The sequence below is a fragment of the Streptomyces sp. NPDC003691 genome (genome assembly GCF_053981115.1).
In genome coordinates this window covers 18,042-38,193 of the sequence record NZ_JBSFNQ010000058.1, presented here as the reverse complement: position 1 = coordinate 38,193, position 20,152 = coordinate 18,042, and the positions used below count along the sequence as shown (strand labels likewise).

15 protein-coding genes are annotated in these 20,152 nt (G+C 74.4%); 6 read left to right on the top strand and 9 right to left on the bottom strand.

Going from position 1 to position 20,152, the window contains the following annotated elements; genetic code table 11:
• Window positions 1–169: 169 nt before the first annotated feature.
• The gene (gene secD / locus ACWDR0_RS24525; RefSeq protein WP_456353910.1) at window positions 170–2,518 is read left to right on the top strand and encodes a protein translocase subunit SecD; all 2,349 of its coding nucleotides are present in this window, start codon (window positions 170–172) and stop codon (window positions 2,516–2,518) included.
• Between the two features lie 308 nt (window positions 2,519–2,826).
• On the opposite strand, the gene ACWDR0_RS24520 is transcribed toward secD, so the two are convergent.
• Window positions 2,827–3,324, bottom strand: a complete 498-nt coding sequence (locus tag ACWDR0_RS24520; RefSeq protein ID WP_456353909.1) for a GNAT family N-acetyltransferase — start codon at window positions 3,322–3,324, stop codon at window positions 2,827–2,829.
• Between the two features lie 158 nt (window positions 3,325–3,482).
• Window positions 3,483–4,211, bottom strand: coding sequence for a siderophore-interacting protein (locus ACWDR0_RS24515; protein ID WP_456353908.1), 729 nt, complete (start codon window positions 4,209–4,211; stop codon window positions 3,483–3,485).
• Between the two features lie 109 nt (window positions 4,212–4,320).
• Between ACWDR0_RS24515 and ACWDR0_RS24510 the strand changes: the two genes are divergently transcribed.
• The 3 genes from ACWDR0_RS24510 (at window position 4,321) to ACWDR0_RS24500 (ending at window position 9,140) form a co-directional block, all read left to right on the top strand.
• On the top strand, window positions 4,321–6,411 hold the full coding sequence (locus tag ACWDR0_RS24510) for a penicillin acylase family protein (RefSeq protein WP_456353907.1): 2,091 nt from the start codon (window positions 4,321–4,323) through the stop codon (window positions 6,409–6,411).
• Complete coding sequence (locus tag ACWDR0_RS24505; protein WP_456353906.1) at window positions 6,401–7,021, top strand: GNAT family N-acetyltransferase; 621 nt, start codon at window positions 6,401–6,403, stop codon at window positions 7,019–7,021. Before ACWDR0_RS24510 ends, ACWDR0_RS24505 begins: the two co-directional genes overlap by 11 nt.
• Window positions 7,022–7,595: 574 nt before the next feature.
• On the top strand, window positions 7,596–9,140 hold the full coding sequence (locus ACWDR0_RS24500) for a PP2C family protein-serine/threonine phosphatase (RefSeq protein ID WP_456353905.1): 1,545 nt from the start codon (window positions 7,596–7,598) through the stop codon (window positions 9,138–9,140).
• 36 nt (window positions 9,141–9,176) lie between these two features.
• Here the strand turns inward: ACWDR0_RS24500 and ACWDR0_RS24495 are convergent, their stop codons facing one another.
• Window positions 9,177–10,673, bottom strand: a complete 1,497-nt coding sequence (locus ACWDR0_RS24495; protein ID WP_456353904.1) for a DNA-binding protein NsdB — start codon at window positions 10,671–10,673, stop codon at window positions 9,177–9,179.
• Between the two features lie 232 nt (window positions 10,674–10,905).
• Between ACWDR0_RS24495 and ACWDR0_RS24490 the strand changes: the two genes are divergently transcribed.
• Complete coding sequence (locus ACWDR0_RS24490; protein ID WP_456353903.1) at window positions 10,906–12,018, top strand: aminoglycoside phosphotransferase family protein; 1,113 nt, start codon at window positions 10,906–10,908, stop codon at window positions 12,016–12,018.
• A gap of 127 nt (window positions 12,019–12,145) precedes the next feature.
• On the opposite strand, the gene ACWDR0_RS24485 is transcribed toward ACWDR0_RS24490, so the two are convergent.
• Window positions 12,146–12,721: a hypothetical protein gene (locus tag ACWDR0_RS24485; protein ID WP_456353902.1), complete on the bottom strand. Its 576-nt coding sequence runs from the start codon at window positions 12,719–12,721 to the stop codon at window positions 12,146–12,148.
• Between the two features lie 283 nt (window positions 12,722–13,004).
• On the opposite strand from ACWDR0_RS24485, the gene ACWDR0_RS24480 reads away from it, so the two are divergent.
• Entirely contained in the window at window positions 13,005–15,218 is a 2,214-nt protein-coding gene (locus ACWDR0_RS24480; protein ID WP_456353901.1) for a terpene synthase family protein, read from the top strand.
• Between the two features lie 117 nt (window positions 15,219–15,335).
• Here the strand turns inward: ACWDR0_RS24480 and ACWDR0_RS24475 are convergent, their stop codons facing one another.
• The 5 genes from ACWDR0_RS24475 to ACWDR0_RS24455 form a co-directional block, all read right to left on the bottom strand.
• A complete protein-coding gene (locus ACWDR0_RS24475) occupies window positions 15,336–15,836 on the bottom strand; it encodes a hypothetical protein (RefSeq protein ID WP_456353900.1) in 501 nt (166 codons plus the stop codon).
• A gap of 84 nt (window positions 15,837–15,920) precedes the next feature.
• The gene (locus ACWDR0_RS24470) at window positions 15,921–17,096 is read right to left on the bottom strand and encodes a thiolase domain-containing protein (protein ID WP_456353899.1); all 1,176 of its coding nucleotides are present in this window, start codon (window positions 17,094–17,096) and stop codon (window positions 15,921–15,923) included.
• Window positions 17,096–18,157, bottom strand: a complete 1,062-nt coding sequence (locus ACWDR0_RS24465; protein WP_456353898.1) for a thiolase domain-containing protein — start codon at window positions 18,155–18,157, stop codon at window positions 17,096–17,098. The genes ACWDR0_RS24470 and ACWDR0_RS24465 overlap by 1 nt, the downstream gene beginning before the upstream one ends.
• A complete protein-coding gene (locus ACWDR0_RS24460; protein ID WP_456353897.1) occupies window positions 18,154–19,131 on the bottom strand; it encodes a Zn-ribbon domain-containing OB-fold protein in 978 nt (325 codons plus the stop codon). The genes ACWDR0_RS24465 and ACWDR0_RS24460 overlap by 4 nt, the downstream gene beginning before the upstream one ends.
• A gap of 25 nt (window positions 19,132–19,156) precedes the next feature.
• Window positions 19,157–20,041 carry a crotonase/enoyl-CoA hydratase family protein gene (locus ACWDR0_RS24455; RefSeq protein WP_456353896.1) on the bottom strand — a complete coding sequence of 295 codons (885 nt, stop codon included), beginning with the start codon at window positions 20,039–20,041 and terminating at the stop codon, window positions 19,157–19,159.
• Window positions 20,042–20,152 lie beyond the last annotated feature (111 nt).

The following is a 20,152-nucleotide window of genomic DNA, read 5'->3' as shown; positions in this document are numbered from 1 at the left end:
CGCCTTCGTCCGCCGCGCTCCCGCACTCCCGCCGGTGATTCCGGACGGGTGCCGGACGTGTGCCCTCCGGTCCCCCGGGCCCGGCCGCCCCCGCGCGGCCGCCCCGCAGGGCCGGACTCCTTTCCTGTCCGCGGACGCCTCGCGTCCGCGCACCGCACGTGGAGCAGCCATGCCTTCCCGTCCCTTCCGTACGCCCGGGACATCCCGGGCAGCCCGAACATCCCGCGCGCCCCGCGGCACCCTGTGGCGGGCGATCGCCGCGTTCGCCGTCGTCGCGGTCTCCCTTCTGGTGGCCCTGACCTCGGCCCCCAAGCTCGGCCTCGACCTGCGGGGCGGCACCCGGATCGTCCTGGAGACCCGGGACTCCCCCACCGTGCGGGCCGATGCCGCCGCCACCGACCGCACCCTGGAGGTGCTGCGCCAGCGCGTCGACGCGCTCGGGGTAGCCGAGGCGTCCCTCGCACGCTCCGGCGACCGGCGGATCGTCGTCGAACTGCCCGGTGTGGACAACCCCCGGGAGGCCGCGGCCGCCATCGGCCGGACCGCCCAGCTCAGCTTCCATCCGGTGGAGCGGGCCGTCGCCGGGCCCGCGGGCGCGCCGGCGTCCGACGGGTCGCGGGTGCTCGCCGACCCGGACGCGCCGGGCAGCTTCCTCGCCCTGGCCCCGCCCGCGCTGACCGGTAGCGGGGTGAAGAACGCCGAGGCCGTGCTCGACCCGGCGTCCGGCCGCGGCTGGACCGTCGACCTGGAGTTCCGCGGCGGCGGGGCGAAGGACTGGGCACGGATCACGGGACAGGCGGCCTGCGCCGCGCCGGGCGACCCGGCCCGGCGGGTGGCGATCGTGCTGGACGACCGGATCGTCTCGGCCCCCGGGATGGAACGCACGGTGGCCTGCGGCGCCGGTATCACCGGCGGTTCGGCACAGATCACGGGCGGCTTCGACCGGGACGGGGCCCGGGAGCTGGCCGCGCTGGTCAAGGGCGGCGCACTGCCGGTGCCGGTGACCACCGTCCACCAGAGCACCGTCGGCCCCACCCTGGGCGAGGACGCGATCCGGGCGAGCTTCTGGGCCGCGGTCATCGGCCTGGTGTGCACGGGCGTGTTCATCGTGGTGATCTACCGGCTGCTCGGACTGCTGGCCACGGTCGCGCTGGCGCTGTACGGGCTGATCTCGTACGCCGCGGTGGTCGCGCTGGGCGCGACGCTCACCCTGCCCGGACTGGCCGGGTTCGTCCTGGCGATCGGTATCGCGGTCGACGCGAACGTCCTGGTGTTCGAACGGGCCCGGGAGGAGTTCCCGCGCGGCAAGGGGGACACGGATCCCCGCAGGCCGCTGCGGACCGGCTTCCGCAAGGCGTGGAGCGCGGTGGCGGACTCCCATGTGACGACCCTGCTGGCGGCGGGGCTGCTCTTCGCCTTCGCGATCGGCCCGGTCAAGGGCTTCGGGGTGACGCTCGCGATCGGGGTACTGGCGTCCCTGGTCTCCGCGATGGTGATCACCCGGCTGTTCGCCGAGTGGACGCTGCACCGGTCGTGGGTACGGCGGCGGCCGGGGCTGACCGGCATCGCGGCCAAGGGCCGGCTGCGGACCCGGCTGGAGCGGCGGCCGCCGAGGCTGATGCGCCGCCGCAGGCTGTGGCTGGGCCTGTGCGGCGGACTCCTGCTGGCCGCGGTGGCCGGGATCGGAGTGCGCGGGCTGGAGTTCGGCGTCGAGTTCACCGGCGGCCGTCAGACCGAGTACGTGACCGGGCGCTCCGTCGACGCGGAGACCGCGCGCCGCGCGGTGTCGGACGCCGGGTTCCCGCGGGCCGTGGTGCAGGAGTCCGGCGAGGGCGGGATCACCGTACGCACCGGTGAGCTGAGCGACGCCGAGCAGTCCCGGATCCGGGCGGCGCTGGGGGAGGTCGCGGACGGGGCCCGGGTGGAGCGCGACGAGCGGATCGGGCCGAGCCTCGGGTCCGAGCTGCGCACCCAGGCGCTGATCGCGCTGGGAGTGGCGGTCGCCGCCCAGCTCGCCTATCTGGCCCTGCGGTTCCGCTGGACCTTCGCGGTGTCGGCGGTCGCGGCGATGGCGCAGGACGTGCTGCTGGTGGTGGGGCTCTTCGCCTGGCTGGGCAAGCCGGTGGACAGTGTGTTCCTGGCGGCGCTGCTGACGGTCGTGGGCTATTCGGTGAACGACTCGGTCGTGGTCCTGGACCGGTTGCGGGAGCTGCGGCGGTCGGCACCCCGCGCGGCCTGGCCCGACCTCGCGGACCTGGCGGTGGCACAGACCCTGCCGCGGACCGTGAACACGGGCATGGGGGCGCTGTTCGTCCTGGCCGCGCTGGCCGTGCTGGGCGGCGATTCGCTGGCCGACTTCTCGGTGGCACTGCTGGCGGGGGTCGTGGTGGGGGTGGCGTCGACGGTCTTCACGGCGATGCCGCTGGCGGTGATCCTCACCTCCGGCCGGCGCGACCGCCCGCGCCGCGATCCGGCCCGGACCGCCCGCGACCGGCATCCGTCGGGCGCGGTGGTCTGACGCGGGACGGCCTCCGGCCGGGGGCGCGGGACCGGAGCGGCGTCCGGCCCGGGGGACGGCCCGGGGGACGGGCGCCGACCGGCACTCCGGCCGGGAGTTCATGGCCCGGAGGCCCCGGCCCGGCGACGGCCGCGGAATCCCGGCCCGGCGACGCTTGCGGACCGGGCGTGCACCGGACGGCGGTCTCCTGACGGCGGCGGCACGGCGGGGGCCGCTCCGGCCGGGCGGCGCCCGCGGACCGGGCGGTCACCGGAGGGCGGTCGCCCGATGAAGAGGGCACGGCAGGGCCGCCGCGCGCCCCGGCCGGGTCACCCCGCGGCGGGGATCCTGAAGCGGAGTTCCGGGCGGGGCCAGGCCACCGCGGGCGGGTTGGGGGGTGCCGTGCCCGTGCGTTCGGCGCCCATCGCTCGGTAGAAACCCTCGGCGGGCGGGTGGGAGACGACGCGGACCGTGTCCAGGCCGTGGCGGCGTGCCTCGTCCGCCATATGGGCGATCAGCAGGCGGCCGACGCCGAGCCCCTGGGCCCGGTCGGCGACGAACAGCAGGTCCAGTTCGGCGGCTTCGGTCAGCAGGGCGTAGAAGCCGAGCCGGGCGCCGTCGGCGCCAACGGCGACATGGACCTGCTGGGCCTCGATGTAGTCGCGGCCGACGGTGACTCCGGCGACGACGGACGCGTAGTGCCCCTCGTAGGCGCCCGAGGTGCGCACCATCCTGGTGAGCGGCCTGGCGTCCGCGGCCGTCGCCCGGCGGATCACCACGCCCCCTCCGGAGCCCCGGACCCGCACACCTGTCATAGGTGAACTCATGAAGCGAGTATTACACGCCATGATCGGGCGGCTGGGGCCCGGGCCACGGGAGCCGTCCGGGAGCGGGGGCGCGCCGGGCGCAGCCGGCCGGCCGCGGGCATCCGCCGTGGCGCCCGGCCGGGCCGCCTTCGCGGCTCCCCCGCCCCGCCCGGCGGGCCTCAGGCCGTCGCGCGCCAGTAGCCGAGGGCGTCGACCCGGTCCTTGGGGAGAGCGAGCTGCTTGCGGGCGTACGAGGCGAGGGTCCGGGTGGTGACGGTGTCGCAGGCGATCCACACATACGCGGTCGTCGGGTCGCCGATCAGGCCCGGCAGGGCGGCCTTCACCGCGGCGACCAGGCCGGCGCCGCCCTCGGTCCGGGGGACCGTGCGCAGTTCGTGCCGGGCGGGGTCGAGACGGAACGGAAGCTGCTCGTCGGCTTCGTGGCCGGTCTCGAAGAAGACGGTGGCCGGGACCTCGGGGACCGCGTCGAGCAGGGAGTTGATCGCGGGCAGCGACGCGGGGTCGCCGACCAGGACGAGCCGGCCGGGCAGCGGGGCGGGGACGGTGTAGCCGGTGCCCTGGAGGGTCGCGTCCACGGTGTCGCCGGGACGCGCGGCGCGGGCCCAGTCGCACGCCGGGCCGGCGTGGAGGGCGAATTCGAGGCTGAAGGTCCCCTGCTCGGGGTCGGGGTCGACCAGGGTGTAGGCGCGCTGGTGCGGTTTGCCCGCGTTCTCGAACCAGACCCGGACCCACATCGTGGGGTGGACGCCGGTCTGCGCCAGCATGCCGCCGTCGGTGAAGTGGACGCGGTGGTAGCGGTCGCCGACCGCCTCGGTTCCGGTCACGGTGAACCGGAAGTCCTTCCCCCGCATCAGCTTGAGGACCACACCCTCCCAGCCATGCCCCACGCCTTGCTCCTCCCTGTTCGTTCGCATTTGTTCATCCGAACGCCCGTACAGTAACTTAGGGGAGCCTAACCTAAACGAGTTGGGGCGTCGTCATCGAGGGGCGGGACAGGTGAACTTCAAGGTCTACCGGGACGACCGGGGGATTCCGCATCTGCGGGCGGAGAGCACGGCGGCGCTCGCCCATGCCCAGGGCCGGAACGCCGCCGTGGACCGCGGCTGGCAGATCGAGGTCGAACGGCGCCGCTCGCAGGGCACCTCCGCGGGCTTCCTGGGCGCGGCGGCCGCGGGCTGGGACGCGTTCGCGCGGCGGTCCCGCATCGACGACACCGCACGGCGCTGCTATCTCTCGCTGGACGAGGCCACCGCCGACTGGGTGCGGGAGTACACGGCGGGTGTCGACGCGGGGATGGCCGAGGGCGCCCGGCGCGATCCCCGGTTCGCCGAGGCGGGCCTCGAACCCCGGCCGTGGGAGCCGTGGGTGCCCCTGGGGATCTGGCTGAGCACCCATATCCTCTTCGCCGGGTTCCCCACCAAGATCTGGCGCGAGGAGGTCGCCCGGACGCTCGGCGTCGACGCGGTCGAACTCTTCTCCGCCGAGGGGGCGAACGGCGCGGGCAGCAACGGCTGGCTGGTCGGCCCAGGCCGCACCGCGCACGGCGCCCCGCTGATCGCCGGTGACCCGCACCGGGCCATCGAGGAGCCCGGCGTCTACCAGCAGATCCGGCTGGCCTGCGACGAGTTCGACGTCGTCGGGCTCGCCGTGCCGGGGGTGCCCGGTATCCAACACTTCGGCCACACCGGCGAGGTCGCCTGGGCCATCACCAACGCCATGGCCGACTACCAGGACCTGTACCGGGAGCAGTTGCGCGAGCTGCCCGACGGCGGTCTCGAAGCGCTCGGCCCCGGGGGCTGGCGGCCCGCCCGGGTCCATACCGAGACCATCGAGGTGGCCGGCGGCGCGCCGGTGGACGTCGAGGTGATCGAGACCGAGCGCGGCCCGGTGGTCGTGGGCGGGCGGGACGACGCCGAGGTGCTCAGTCTGCGCACCCCGCCGCGGGTCACCGCCGATCTGGGCTTCGCCGCGCTCCCGGCGCTGCTGCGGGCGCGTACCGTCGGCGATGTCGACCGGGCGCTCGACGGCTGGGCGGAGCCCGTCAACGTCGTCCTCGCCGCCGACACCCGGGGCGGGCTGCTGCACCGGGTCGCGGGGCGGGTGCCCCACCGGGACCGGGAGAACCTGCTGCGGACCGTGCCCGCCTGGGAGCCGCGGTACGCGTGGCGCGGCTGGCGGCCGCTGCCCCGCCGGGCGGTCGGCGCGATCGCCGTGATGGCCAACGAGCGGGGGCTCGCCGAGCCGCTGGGCGTGGAGTTCGCCGCCCCTCACCGGGCCGCGCGGATCCGGGAACTGCTCCACGGCAGGCGGAGCTGGACGGCCGAGGGCATGGCGGAGGTCCACACCGACACCCGTATCGAGTCCGCCCGCCCCCTGCTGGCGCTGCTGGCCCGGCTCGACGGGCCGAGCCCGGCCGCCGCCGCGCTGCGCGACCGGCTCGCGGGCTGGGACCTCCGGATGGACGCGGGCAGCGCAGAGGCCGCGCTCTACGCGGACGTCCGCGCGGCCGTGGTCCGCCGGATCGCCGCGCACCCCGTGTTCGAGGGCCTGGCCAAGTCCGTCGCGGGCGGCGCCTGGCCCGATGAACTGCGCCCCTGGACCGCCTTCGTACCCCGGGTCGCGTTCGCTCTGGAAGGGCTGCTCTCCTCCCCTGCGCTGTCGCGCGCCGATGTGGCGGAGGCGGTACGGGAGGGGCTGGAGGACGTCGCCACGGCCCGCGCCGGGCGCCCCGAGGACACCTGGGGGGACCGGCACCGGCTCGCGCCGTGGCAGGCCCTGCCCGGCGGGGAGCACGATGCCCCGCCCGAGGGCGGCTGGCCCGGGCTCGCGGGGGACCACGACTGCGTCCTGGCCACCACCAGCGTCCCCGGGGTCACCGACCTGAGCTGGCGCGGACCCGCCGCCCGCTACGTCTGGGACCTGGCACGGCGCGACAACAGCCGCTGGATCGTGCCGCTGGGGGCCTCCGGGATACCGGGCTCCCCCCACCGCCGCGACCAGCTGCCCCTGTGGCTCGCGGGGGAACTCGCCCCCGTGGTCACCGACTGGAACAAGCTCACCGAGGAGACCCCGAACGATGTCCGCTGACTCCCCCGCCGCCGCTCCCCCGGCCCCGGCCGCCGTGCGCGAGGCCGTGCACGAGCAGAAGACCGAAGGCTTCGGCACCGTACGCGTGTTCACCCTGGACCCGGCCGGCGACCTGGACACCGTCCACCCCTGGGTCACCGCGGAGCGCGCCCGGTTCTGGGGCATGCTCGGCCACAGCCGCGAGCAGGTGCAGGAGATCTACGCATACGTGGACTCCCTCAGCACCCACCACGCCTTCCTGGTCGAACGGGACGGCGAACCGGTCGCGCTCTTCCAGACCTACGAACCGGCCGCCGACCCGCTCGGGGAGTGCTACGAGGTACTGCCCGGCGATGTCGGCGTGCATCTGCTGATCGGCCCGGCGGCCGCGGGCGCGCCGGGCGGTGAACGCGGCTTCACCGCCGGGCTGATGGCCGCGCTCCTCGGCTATGTGTTCGCCGACCCGGCCGCCCGGCGGGTCGTCGTCGAACCCGACGCCCGTAACGAGAAGGCGATCGCCAGGATGCTCGGCGCCGGTTTCGAGGCGGGACCGGAGATAGCGAAGCCGGAGAAGCGGGCCAGGCTGGCGTTTCTGCACCGGGAGCGCTGGGAGGCGGCCGCGGGGGTCTGATCCGCGCCGCTCCGGGGGGTACCGCGCCCGCGGAGGGGGCGGGCGCGGTACCCCGGGACCGGCCGGGCCCGTATCAGCGGAGTCCTGCCTGCCGCGACGCCCGGCACGCGCACTCTCTCTCCCGCCTGTGCCCTGCGGCCGGGCGGGGACACTCCCCCGCCCGCCTCCGGCCCGGCGGAGGCATGAGTTCCGGGGCCCGACGCCTCGGACGCCGCCACCGCCGGGCGATGGCGAAGGGGCCGTTGCGCCGGAGGACCTACGGCCGCGGAGGTCCGTACGGGTGCTTCCTCCCGGACACTCTCCCGGCGGCCGAAAACCCTTGCGGGGCAGGTCGATCGCACGGGTGTCTTCCCCCTGTGCCTCTTCCACGGGGCGCGCCCGGCAGGGTAGACAGGTTCCGATCACCCGCCGCCGCACCCGGCCCGCCCCTTCGATGACATATGCCATCGGCACCCGCTGGTCGAGTGTTGCCAAACGCCTTACGAGCCGCCGCTCCCTGTGCAACAGTCGTAACGACCCCATGTTCCGACCGTGTCAGACCTGGCCCGAGGCCACGCCCGCATCGGAGTACGACATGCCCTCCCATGTGTTCGAGGACCGTCCCGGCGAGCTGCCGGAGGGCGGGCCGGACGCGGGCGCCGTCGCCGTCGACGCGCTGATCAGCAGGGCGCGCAGGCTGCGGGGGGCGGTGGACGCGGTCCGCCGCGACGCGGTCGCCGACGACCGTCCGCACGGCCGGTGGCAGCGGGCCCTGTGCGATCTCGCGGTCCACCAGCTCGACGATCTCGGCGCCCATCTGGGGCAGTTACGGCAGGGGCTGCCCGGGGGCACCGGCGACGACGGTCCGGCCGCCTGTGCCGTACTCCCGGATTCCGGTGTCTTCCCCGCGTCCGGCGTCTTCCCCGAGGCCCACGGGTTCACCGCGGCCGAGCCGTTCACCGGCGCCCCCGTGCTCGCGGCACTGGAGGCCGACCACGCCCAGAGTTCGGGCACCCTGCTCAACCGGGTCGGCAGCGCCGAGTGGAATCTGCTGACCGACGCGGTCAACTGGTCCGACGAGCTGTACACCATCCTCGGGCGTCCCCGGGGCAGCGGTGCCATGACCCTCGACGAACTGCCGTCCGTCGTCCACCCCGAGGACCAGGGGCTGCTCACCGCCCTGGTCACCGGCTGTCTGGTCGACGGCCGTCCGATCGACGGGGAGTTCCGGATCGTCCGGCCCGACCGGCAGGTCCGCACCGTCCATATGATGGGCGAGCCCGTCCTCGACGCCGACGGTTCGACGGCCTCCATGTGGGCGGTGTTCCGGGACGTCAGCGCCCTGCGCCGGAGCGAGGAGGCGGTCCGCGAGAGCCGGGAGACGCTCCGCCGCCGCCGGCACCGGGAACAGGCAGAGCGCCGGATCGCCGTGGAGATGCAGGAGGCGGTCCTGCCGCCGTGGCGCGGTTCGCTCGCCTTCCCCCTCGGCGGCCCCACCGAACTCGACGTCGCCGCCCGGTACTTCCCCGCCGACAACTCCGATCTGATCGGCGGCGACTGGTACGACGCGCTGGAACTGCCCTCGGGGGCCTGCGTCCTGAGCGTCGGCGACCTCACCGGGCACGGGGTGGCCGCCACCTCTTCGATGGCGATGCTGCTGGGCGCCCTGCGCGGGATGGCGGTGGCGGGTATCGCGCCCGGTGCCGTCATGGGCCATCTCAACCATCTGCTGGAGTCCGCCGCGCAGCCGACCCTCGGCAGCGCGGTGTGCTGCCGGATCGACCCGGCGCGGCGCACCCTGGCCTGGGCACAGGCGGGCCACCCCGCCCCGCTGCTCTTCCGCGACGGGACGGGGCGCCCGCTGACTCCGCCGGACGGGGTACTGCTCGGCGCCGTTTCGGCGCCCCGCTACGAACAGAACGAGGTCGGGCTCCGCCCCGGCGATCTGCTCGTCCTGCACACGGACGGACTGACCCGGACCGGCGCGGCCGAGGAGTCCGCGGCGACGGAACTGCTGGCGCTGGCACCCCTGTTATCGGAGGCGCGCGACGCTCAGGACGGCGTACGGATCGTCGCCGGGGCCTTCGGTACCGGCCGCCGGGACGACGCCTGTGTCCTGGTGGCCCGGATCAGCGCCTGACCCCGCCCGGCATCCGGGAGGCGGCCGCCGGCCGGCTCAGGTGACCAGGGACCCGGCCCGTCCGCCCGGGCTGTGCGGCAGCACCCGCTCCAGCTCTTCCCGCAACCCCCCGATCGTGCCGTGCCCGGCGTAGCGGCCGGTCAGCCGGTACATCTCGCGCAGCCGGTCCCAGGTCCGGTGCGACGAGGTCTCCCCCATCGAGACCAGTGCCAGCCGGGCGTAGCGGTCGGCCTCCTCGGGGTCGTCGGCGATGAAGCAGGCCGACGCCATCGAGATGTAGTCGAAGATCTTGGACCGCTGCCGTCCGCCCTCGCGCAGTTCCAGCGCCTTTCTGGCGTGGCCCCGGGCGACCGTGGCGGCCGCCGGTTCGTGCTCGGCGAGGGTCCGGTACGCCAGCGCCTCCATCCCGTGCAGGTCGGCCTCGTCGAACATCTGCATCCAGCTCGGCGGCGGCACATCGCTCCGGTCGGAGACGAACAGGTCCTCGGCCTCGCCCAGTTTCCGGCGCATCGCCTGGCCCTGGCCCAGGGACGCCTGGGCCCATGCCTCGATGGTGCAGAGCATCGCCCGGGTCCTCGGCAGGGTCTCGTCCCCGGAGCCGGACTGGGCGAGTTTCATCAGGTCGAGGGCTTCGTCGGGGCGGCCCAGATGGACCATCTGGCGGGCGGCCCGGGAGAGCGCCTCCCCGGCCCGGGGCCGGTCGCCGCCCTCGCGCGCCGCGTGTGCGGCGATCACGAAGTACTTCTGGGCGGTGGGTTCGAGGCCGATGTCGTGCGACATCCACCCGGCGAGTACGGCGAGGTTGGCGGCCACGCCCCACAGCCGCCGCTGGAGGTGGTCGGGGTGGCGGTAGGCGAGCATGCCGCCCACCTCGTTCAACTGGCCGACGACGGCCTTGCGCTGGAGCCCGCCGCCCCGGGAGGCGTCCCAGGCCCGGAAGACCTCGACGGAGCGCTCCAGGGCCTGGATTTCCTGGGACCCGATGGGGGCGGCCTCGTAACGGTCGTACCCGGCGGGGTCGGCATGGGCGGTGAAGGGGGTGGAGTCGGTGACGAGTGCGGGGTCGCTGTGCAGCCAGTCGTGCATGGCGCCGGTGAGTGCGGAGCCCGCGGCGAGCGCCGCGCCCGCGCCCACCAGCCCGCGTCGGTTGAGCATGAGGTCCATTCCCGTGAATTCAGTGAGGACCGACGCCGTCCGGTCGGGGGCCCAGGGAAGGCCTTCGGGGTTCGCCGCCTGTTCCGCGGCCCGTGCGCCCTTCCGCCTGCCCGCTCTCCCGCTCCGGACGAAGCCCAGGTCCTCGGTGGTCACGACACGGCCGAGCCGCTCGGTGAACAGGGCGGCCAGCACCCGCGGTACGGGATCGCGCGGGATCTCCCCCATGTCGATCCACCTCCGCACCCGCGAGGTGTCGGTCGCCAGCTGCGGATGGCCCAGGGCCGCCGCCTGCCGGTTCACGAGTCTCGCCAGCTCGCCCTTGGACCAGCCGGCCATGCCGAACAGGTCGCTCAGGCGGGTGTTGGGTCCTCCGGTCACGTAAAGCCCCCAGGTTCTCGGCTGAGTCGACAGTAGCCCCGCGCCAGGGGGGTGGCGACTATTCGCCAGGGTTCGCCAGGGTCCGCCAGATGGTGTGCCACCCGTGCGCTGGTGTGACGTAGGAACGCGCCACCCCGGCCCGCCGGAGGTCCGCACTCCCCAGGGTGCGGGGCCACCGGGGCCGGGGCGGCGCACGCATTCCGTCGGCGCACGAAGGGATCTGTTCACCCCCATGTACACAGCATCGTCCTCCGTGTCCGCCCCGCTCCGGCCGCAGCGTTCCGCCGCGCCGGCCGGTTCCGGACCGTATCTCGATCCCAAGCCCGCGAACCGGCTGCGGCGGCCGGCCCCGGTCGCGGGCCAGCCGCTCAGCGGCAGGATCGACCTCTCCGGTCCGCAGGGCACCCAGTTGCGGATGGCGGTGGCCTCGGTGCACCGGATCTGCCCGGAGTTCCATCCGGTGCAGGTACTGCGGCGCAGCGGCCGCTCCGTGCTGATTGTCGGCACCGCGGGGCGGACCACGGCGGTCGCCAAATGCCTGCTCGACCACTCCCCGGTCTGGAAGGAAAGGTTCCGGCACGAAATAGCGGTCTACCGCACGTTCGTCCGGCACCGCCCCCAGGACGTCCGGATGCCGCGGCTGGTCGCCGCGGACCCGGAGAACTGCACCCTGGTGATCGAGCGGATGCCGGGCCGGGCGGCGGCGCTGGCCCGGCATCCGGCGGAGGCACCGCCCCGGGCGGACGTGCGGGCGGCGGTGGGCGCGATCACCCGGCTGAACGACTGGCGGCCGCCCGCCGGTCTGTTCGACGCCCCGCTGGACTACGGCTCCCGGATCTCCCGGTACCACGAACTGGGTCTGTTCACCGACCGCGATCTGAGTGACCTCCGGCAGCTGCTGCGGGGCCCGGGGGCCGCGGGCGGGCGGGCGGGCCGGGAGTTCTGCCACGGCGACGCGCTGCTGTCGAACATGCTGCTGTCCCCGGCCGGGCCGGTGCTGGTCGACTGGGAGCACGCGGGCTGGTACCTGCCGGGCTACGACCTCGCGACGCTCTGGGCGGTGCTCGGGGACGCCCCGGCCGAGCGGCGGCGGATCAGCCAGCTCGCGACCAGGAAGGGGCCCGCGGCGCGGGACGCCTTCCTGGTGAATCTGATGCTGGTGCTGACCCGGGAGATCCGCACCTACGAGACGGCGGTCCAGCGGACCATGCGGGAGGCCCCGCCGGTGAGCGGCGCCCCCGGCGGACCGTCGGCCGGTGAGCAGCAGCGGCTGCTGCTGCGGCGGCTGCACGACGACTGCGCGATGGCGCGGCGGGCGGTCCGGGCCGCGGTGGGGACGCGCTGAGGGGCGTCCCCGGGAAGAACTCCGTGCCGTGGTCCCGGTGCCGGCGCACCGGGGCCGCGGCGCGTCCGGTCCGGGCGGTGCAGTGCGCGGCCGGAGCCCGGTCCGTGGGCCCGGTCAGCGGGCCCGGTCAGCGGGTCCGGCCGGTGACGTACCGGGCCAGCACTTCGGCGTCGGGGAAGCCGGGCGGCAGGGTGACGGTGCCCCGGTCGGCCGGGCGGACCGCGCCGGAGAGGGCGGTGACGCTCAGGGAGTGGACCCGGCGGATCTCCCGGCCGTACGAGTCCTCGACCCGGGTCACATGGTGGACGGCCCGCTCTATCTGGCCCCAGGCGAGGACGGTGGGCCCGCGGGCACCCTGGCGGTAGTGCGCGAGGCCCTCGTCGTACAACTGGATCCAGACACCGGGCCGCTGGGGGCCGGGGCGGTGGGCGACCGCGGCCAGCCCGATGATGAGGGTGATCAGATAGCCGAAGCCCAGGCCCAGCATCAGCCGCCCGTCGAGGTCGTCGAGAGCGTGGAGCATGCCCCAGGTCGTGACTCCGCCGACCAGCAGGGCGCAGGCGCCGATGGCGCTCGCCTGGGCCCAGGAGCCGTTGCCGTCGCGGCCGCCGACGGCATGCCGGACGGGGCCGTTCCAGGAGCGTTCCCCGACGGCTTCGGCAAAGAGTTCCGCGACGTCGCGCGGCACCCGGACCCGATTCATGCATTCCCCCCGATCCCCGCTGCCCGGCGGTCCGGCCGGGTGATGGTGCACGGACAACGCGGGTGATCGTAACGGACCCCGAACGCCCGTACCAGAAGCGGGATTCCGCCCCCGCGCCGCCGAGACCGCCGAGACCGGACGGCGATTCGTACGGACGTGCGTTCGAGCCCTCCGCCCTGCGGGTGGGATTACGGTATGACCGGCCGGTACGGAGCTTGGGCCGTACGGGGGACGGGCAGGAGTGGCCGGAAACGTTCCGCCCGATCCGGGAGGCCCGGCCCGTATGGCACAGCCCTTCGTCCTGCCCGACTTCTATGTGCCGTATCCGGCGCGGCTCAACCCCCATATCGGAACCGCGCGGGCCCATACCCGGGCCTGGGCCCGGGAGATGGGCATGCTGGAGGGGTCCGGAGTCTGGGAGGAGCGCGATCTGGAGGCGCACGACTACGCCGGACTCTGCGCCTGGACCCACCCCGACTGCGACGCGGACGTGCTGTCGCTGGTCACCGACTGGTACGTCTGGGTCTTCTTCTTCGACGACCACTTCCTGGAGGTCTTCAAACGGCCCAGGAACCGGGCGGCCGGGCGGATCTACCTCGACCGGCTGGCCGCCTTCATGCCGGTGGACCCGGACGAGGGCATGCCCCGGCCCACCAACCCCGTCGAGGCGGGTCTCGCCGATCTCTGGCGGCGGACCGTGCCGTTCATGGGCCCGGACTGGCGGGCCCGGTTCGCCCGGTCCACCCGCAATCTGCTCAACGAGTCCGACTGGGAGCTGGCCAATATCGACCGGGGCCGGATCGCCAACCCGGTCGAGTACATCGAGATGCGCCGCAAGGTGGGCGGAGCGCCCTGGTCGGCGCAGCTCGTCGAGTTCGCGGCGGGGGCGGAGCTGCCCGGGGACGTGGCCGGGAGCCGGCCGCTGCGGGTCCTCACGGAGACGTTCGCCGACTCGGTGCACCTCCGCAACGACCTCTTCTCGTACCAGCGAGAGGTGGAGGACGAAGGCGAACTGAGCAACGGTGTGCTGGTGCTGGAGACCTTCCTCGGCTGTACGACGCAGGAGGCGGCGGAAGCGGTCAACGACCTGCTGACCTCCCGGCTCCAGCAGTTCGAGGACACCGCGCTCACCGAGGTCCCGGCGTTCTGCGCGGAGCGGGGCCTGGGCCCCGGGGAGGCCGCGGCGGTAGCGCTCTACACCAAGGGGCTCCAGGACTGGCAGTCCGGCGGCCACGAGTGGCATCTGCGCTCCAGCCGCTATATGAACGAGGCGGTGCGGCCCGCCGACACCCCGTACGGCGGGGGTCGGCCGCAGGCGTTCGGGACCTCCGCGCTCGACGTGCGGAACCTCTTCGGGCGCCCGGCCGCCGCACGGCTGCGGACCCTGACGCAGCTGCCGCGGCCGGTGGACGGCCCCCTGCTGGTGCCGGAGACGCCGCTGCCGTTCCCGCTCCGGCTCAGCCCGCACCACCGGGACGCCCTGGAGGGTTCGGTGGCCTGGGCGGACCGGATGGGGCTGCTGGCGGACATCTGGGACGCGGACATGCTCCGGGGCTACGACTTCGCGCTCTGTTCGGCGGGCCTCGATCCCGACGCGACACCGGAGGAGCTGCGGCTGAGCGCGGACTGGCTGACCTGGGGCACCTACGCGGACGACTACTATCCCCTGGTCTTCGGCCGCACCGGCGATCTCCCGGGCGCGGCACTGGCCAACGAAAGGCTGCTCGCCTGTCTGCCGCTCGACGAACCCGCTTCGGCCCCGGCATACGCGGTGAGCCCCATGGAGCGGGGCCTGGCGGACCTCTGGGTGCGGACCGCGGGCCCCATGGACCGGGGCGCCCGCGGCGAACTGCGGACGTCCGTCGCGGTGATGCTGGAGAGCTGGCTCTGGGAGCTGGCCAACACGGTCCGGCACCGGGTGCCGGACCCGGTGGACTATCTGGAGATGCGCCGGTTCACCTTCGGCTCGGACCTCACCATGCTGCTCAGCCGGCTGAGGCACCGCACCGGGCTGCCTGCGGAGGTGCTGACGAGCGGATCCGTGACCGCCCTGGAGAACGCGGCGGTCACCTGGGCCTGTCTGCTCAACGACCTCTACTCGTACCGGAAGGAGGTCGAGGGCGAGGGCGAGCTGCACAACATGGTGCTGGTGGTGCAGACCTTCTTCGACTGCGACTATCCCCGGGCAGTGGGCATCGTGCACGATCTGATGGACGGGCGGCTGCGGCAGTTCCTGCACGTCAAGGAGCACGAGCTGCCGGTGCTCTGCGACGACCACGGGCTCGGCGAGCGGCAGCGCGCGGAGCTGGCCGCCTATGTCACGGAGCTGGAGGACTGGCTGGCGGGCATCCTCAACTGGCACCGGCACGCCCGCCGCTACGGCCCGGACGACGTCCGCCCGGACGTCCGCGCGGCCACCCGGATCGGCGGGCCCACCGGCCTCGGCACGGCGGCCGCCCGGTTCGCGGCGGCCGCGGCGGCGGCGCGGACCGGCTGAGCCGTACCGCCCGTACCCCGGCGGCACCGTCCGGATACGGCGCACCGTCCGGATACGGCGGCGCGCCGCGTGATCCACCGTGGTCACGCGGCGCGCCGGAGGGGTGCGGGGGTGGGCTCAGCCCTGCTGGAACAGCTCCGCGGGCAGCGGCTTGAGCAGCGCGTACAGATCGTCCGTGATGGGCCGGTCCCAGCTTGCGATGGTCACCAGGACGTTGTCGCTGCGGTCGAACTGGACACAGGAGATCCGGCTCTCGGAGAGCTTCAGCCTCCGGACGATCAGCAGATTGTCGCCCTGCATCACCGGGACGTCCTCCGAGCCGACGACCTCGACGTGCTCGTCGTTCTCCAGGGCCAGCAGCAGCTGGGCGGCCTCGAAGGGGATCTGGCCCTCCTCCAGGTCCCGTGCCGGGGAGCCCTCGGGCAGATTGCCGATGATCATGGCGGGGCCGCGGCCGCCGAACAGGTCGTAGCGGAGGAAGACGCCTTGGCAGGTGCCGTCCGGCGCGGGCAGCAGCCCGGCGCCGAGATTTCCGGGCCAGTCCCCCGGGTCCATGGCCAGGACGTCGAAGTCCGGGCCCGCGGGGGTGGCGGCGCTGCGGCGGCGGAGGAAGGACATACGGCCATGGTACGTGGCCGGGGCCGTCCTCCGGACGCCGGGCGGGGACCGCGGGCCCGCCTCCCCCGCCCGGTGCCGGGGCCGTCAGCGGTCCGGGGGTTCCGCGCCCACCAGCCACATCGCGAAGAACTGGGACCCGCCTCCGTAGGCGTGGCCCAGCGCCCGGCGGGCCCCGTCGACCTGGTGTTCGCCCGCGGCGCCGCGTACCTGCTGCGCCGCCTCGGCGAAACGGATCATCCCGGAGGCCCCGATGGGGTTGGTGGACAGGACCCCGCCGGACGGATTGACCGGAAGCTCGCCGTCGAGGGCGGTGGCGCCGGACTCGGTGAGCTTCCAGCCCTCGCCCTCGGCGGCGAAGCCCAGGTTCTCCAGCCACATCGGCTCGTACCAGGAGAAGGGGACGTACAGCTCGGCGGTGTCGATCTGACGGCGGGGGTCGGTGATCCCGGCCTGCCGGTAGACGTCGGCCGCGCAGTCCCGCCCGGCCCGGGGCGAGACGAAGTCCTTGCCCGCGAAGAGCGTCGGCTCGCTGCGCATGGCACCGCCGTGCAGCCAGGCCGGGGGGCGCGGGGCGCGGGCGGCGCCCGCGCGGCCGGTGAGCACCATGGCGCAGGCGCCGTCGGAGGAGGGGCAGGTCTCGGAGTAGCGGACGGGGTCCCACAGCATGGGGGATGTACGGACCTTCTCCAGGGTGATGTCGTGTTCGCGGAGATGGGCGTACGGGTTCTTCAGGGCGTTGCGCCGGTCCTTGTAGGCGACCAGGGTTCCGGTGGTCGGCGGGGCGCCGCTGCGCCGGATATAGGCGCGGACATGGGGGGCGAAGAAGCCGCCCGCCCCGGCGAGCAGCGGCTGCTGGAACGGTACGGGCAGCGAGAGGCCCCACATGGCGTTGGACTCGGACTGCTTCTCGAAGGCGACGGTCAGTACGGTCGGGTGGACCCGGGCGGCGACGAGCTGGGCGGCGACCAGGGCGGTGGAGCCGCCGACGGAGCCCGCGGTGTGCACCCGCATCAGGGGTTTGCCGACGGCGCCGAGGGCGTCGGCGAGGTACAGCTCGGGCATCATCACGCCCTCGAAGAAGTCGGGGGCCTTGCCGATGACGACGGCGTCGATGTCCGCCCAGGTCAGTCCGGCGTCGTCGAGGGCGCGGACGGCGGCTTCGCGGACCAGTCCGGCGAGGGAGACGTCGCGGCGGGCCGCGGTGTGCCTGGTCTGGCCGACGCCGACGACGGCGACGGGTTCCTTCGCCGCCCCGGGCATCAGGCGTCCCCTTCCAGGACGGTGACCAGGTTCTGCTGGAGGCAGGGGCCGGAGGTGGCATGGGCCAGGGCCCGGCGGGCCTCGCCGCGGTGGATCGCGGCGGCGGCCTCGCCGATCCGGACGAGTCCGGCGGCCATCAGGGGATTGGCGGCGAGGGCTCCGCCGGACGGGTTGACCCTCACTCTCGGGTCGAGGTCGAGGGCGCGGCGCAGCACCACTTCCTGGGAGGTGAAGGGGGCGTGGAGTTCAGCGAGGTCGAGGGCGCGGTCATGGGCTCCGGCGTGTGCGGCGGCGAGCCGGGTGGAGGGCGAGTCGGTGAGGTCGCGGACGCCGAGGGCATGGGCCTCGGTGCGGTGGTCCGCACCGGTGATCCAGGCCGGCCGGGCGCAGAGGGCGCGGGCCCGGTCGCCTGTGGCCAGGACCAGGGCGGCGGCGCCGTCGCCGACGGGCGGGCAGTCCCCGGTGTGCAGGGGGTGGACGACGGGGTCGCCGTGGGAGACGGTGCCGCGGAGCTGGGCGTACGGATTGGCCGCGGCGTCCGCGCGGCTGCGGGCGGCGACGGCGGCGAGTTCCGGGCCGCTGGTGTGCCCGGCGTCGATGAGGGCCCGGGCCTGGAGGGCGGCCAGGGCGACGGAGTCGGGCCAGAGGGGAGCGGTGTAGTAGGGGTCCAGCTGGCGGCTGAGGATGTCTCTCGGTTCACCGGCGGAGGAGGTGCCGTACGCGTAGACGAGGGCGGTGTCGGTCTCGCCGGTGAGGAGCTTCACCCAGGCCTCGTAGAAGGCCCAGGCGCCGTCGGTCTCGACATGGGATTCGGAGATCGGGGGCCAGGCGCCGACGGCGTCGAGGGCGAGGGTGAAGGAGAAGGGCCGGCCCGCGAGGTAGTCGGCGGAGCCGGAGCAGGTGAATCCGATGTCGCCGGTGCGCAGTCCGGTGGCGGCCAGGACCTCGTGGAGGACGGGCATCAGCATCTCGGCCTCGGAGACGTCGTCGGCGCGGCGCCGGTGGACGGTCTGGGCGAAGGCGACGACGGCGACGGGGGCGGTGCCGGGTGGTGGCGTCACAGCAGCTCCCGGTAGGTGTCGTAGGGGGCGTCGGGCTCACCGGCGGGCCGGTAGTGGTCGGGGTGGCGGGCGCCGGGGGTCCAGACGGGTTCCACCCGGAGGCCCATCCGCACCTCGTCGTAGGGGATGCCGCCGATACGTCCGTGGAGGGCGAGGCCGGCGCCGTCGAGGGCGATATGGGCGTAGACGTACGGCACCTCGATATCGAGGTTGCGGGCCTTGATGTTGACGATGCAGAAGGTGGTGACGGTGCCGCGGGGGCCGACGGTGACCTGTTCGGCGGTGGCGATGCCGCAGGTGGGGCAGGCGCCGCGGGGCGGGACGTAGACCTGGCGGCAGGAGGGGCAGCGTTCGCCGGTGATCCGCTGCTCTTCGAGGGCCCGGAGGTAGCGGGTCTGGGCGCGGCCGGGGGTGTGGGTGTAGTCGAGGCGGGCGGGGGTGACGATGCCGGTGACGGGGGCGTCGAAGGCCCCGTCGTGGTGGCGGGCGGCGGGGCGGGCCGGTGCGGTGCCGCCGGGGGCGGGTTCGAAGCAGGCGATGTCGGTGATGGCGCCGGTGCGTTCGGCGGCCCAGCGGATCCGGACCCGCATACCGGTGCGGACGGCTCCGGGGCCGGGGACGTCGAGGACATGGAGGAGCGCGGTGTCGGCGCCGTCGAGCCGGACCAGGACCCAGGCGAAGGGGGTGGTGAGGGGCTGGCGGGGGCGGGGGTGCGGATTCCAGGCCCAGCTGGTGACGGTGCCGGTGGTGCCGACCTGGACCAGTTCACGCAGTTCCGCGGCGGTGGCGGGGTCGTATTCGACGGGCGGGACGAGGATCCCGGAGCCGCTGGTGCGCACGCCGAGGACGACGCGTTCGCGCAGTCCGGTGAGGAAGGCGCTCTGGACGGGGCCGAGGGAGCGGGTGAAGGGGAACTCGACGGTGAAGGACGCGGTCGGGGGGCTCGCCCCGGACGTCCCGGGCACGGTGGTCATACGGGCTCCACAGGAGGTCGGGCGGTCAGCGGCGGCGGTAGACGGGGTCGCGCTTCTCGGCGAAGGCGCGGGCGCCCTCCGCGGCGTCCTCGGTGGCGAAGACGGGTGTGCCGCGGGCCAGCTCGGCGGCGAGCGCCTCGGATTCGGGGAGTTCCGCGGTCTCGTAGACGGACGCCTTGACCGCCTCGACGGCGAGCGGGCCGCAGGCGTTGACGGCGGCGGCGGTGGCCAGGGCCGCGGCGAGGGCGGTGCCGTCGGGGACGACCCGGCCGATCAGCCCGATGTCCCGGGCTTCGGCGGCGCTGTAGGGGCGGCCGGTGAGGAGCATCTCCAGGGCGTGGGTGCGGGGGATCTGGCGCGGGAGGCGTACCGTCGAGCCGCCGATGGGGAAGAGGCCGCGGCGGACCTCGAAGAGGCCGAAGACGGCGCTCTCCCCGGCGATCCGGATATCGGTGCCCTGGAGGATCTCGGTGCCGCCCGCGACACAGGGCCCCTCGACGGCGGCGATCACCGGTTTGCGGGGGCGGTGGTGGCGGAGCATCGCCTTCCAGTGCAGGTCGGGGTCGGCTGTCAGCCGGTCCCGGTACTCGGGTCCGGCTATGCCGCCGCCCGCGAGGGCCTTGAGGTCCATGCCCGCGCAGAAGGCGCCGCCCGCGCCGGTGAGGACGACCGAGCGGACGGAGTCGTCGGCGTCGGCGGCCAGCCAGGCGTCGTACAGGCCGACGAGCATGGGCAGGGAGAGGGCGTTCCGCGCTGCGGGGCGGTCGAGGGTGAGGACGAGGGTGGCGCCCTCGCGGGTCACGGTCAGATGCTCGGTGCCGAGACCGGGGCCGGCGCCGGAGCCGGTGCTGTCTCCGGGGCCGTTTCCGGTGCCGTTCGCGTGCTGCGGTGTGTCGCCGTGCAGTGCCATCCGCGGGCCTCCCGTCGTGGACCGGGGAACAGGTTGCAGCAGCGCGGCGGCCGGTTCAATAGTTTTCTGACAGCTAGTCAGATAATTCGGTGCCGCCCCTTCCCAGTTCCG

What these genes read in the sequence shown, in the direction of transcription:
- secD (WP_456353910.1), top strand. Translation starts at nt 170, where the DNA reads ATGCCTTCCCGTCCCTTCCGTACGCCCGGGACATCCCGGGCAGCCCGA.
- ACWDR0_RS24520 (WP_456353909.1), bottom strand. Translation starts at nt 3,324, where the DNA reads ATGAGTTCACCTATGACAGGTGTGCGGGTCCGGGGCTCCGGAGGGGGC.
- ACWDR0_RS24505 (WP_456353906.1), top strand. Translation starts at nt 6,401, where the DNA reads ATGTCCGCTGACTCCCCCGCCGCCGCTCCCCCGGCCCCGGCCGCCGTG.
- ACWDR0_RS24500 (WP_456353905.1), top strand. Translation starts at nt 7,596, where the DNA reads ATGCCCTCCCATGTGTTCGAGGACCGTCCCGGCGAGCTGCCGGAGGGC.
- ACWDR0_RS24490 (WP_456353903.1), top strand. Translation starts at nt 10,906, where the DNA reads ATGTACACAGCATCGTCCTCCGTGTCCGCCCCGCTCCGGCCGCAGCGT.
- ACWDR0_RS24485 (WP_456353902.1), bottom strand. Translation starts at nt 12,721, where the DNA reads ATGAATCGGGTCCGGGTGCCGCGCGACGTCGCGGAACTCTTTGCCGAA.
- ACWDR0_RS24480 (WP_456353901.1), top strand. Translation starts at nt 13,005, where the DNA reads ATGGCACAGCCCTTCGTCCTGCCCGACTTCTATGTGCCGTATCCGGCG.
- ACWDR0_RS24475 (WP_456353900.1), bottom strand. Translation starts at nt 15,836, where the DNA reads ATGTCCTTCCTCCGCCGCCGCAGCGCCGCCACCCCCGCGGGCCCGGAC.
- ACWDR0_RS24470 (WP_456353899.1), bottom strand. Translation starts at nt 17,096, where the DNA reads ATGCCCGGGGCGGCGAAGGAACCCGTCGCCGTCGTCGGCGTCGGCCAG.
- ACWDR0_RS24460 (WP_456353897.1), bottom strand. Translation starts at nt 19,131, where the DNA reads ATGACCACCGTGCCCGGGACGTCCGGGGCGAGCCCCCCGACCGCGTCC.
- ACWDR0_RS24455 (WP_456353896.1), bottom strand. Translation starts at nt 20,041, where the DNA reads ATGGCACTGCACGGCGACACACCGCAGCACGCGAACGGCACCGGAAAC.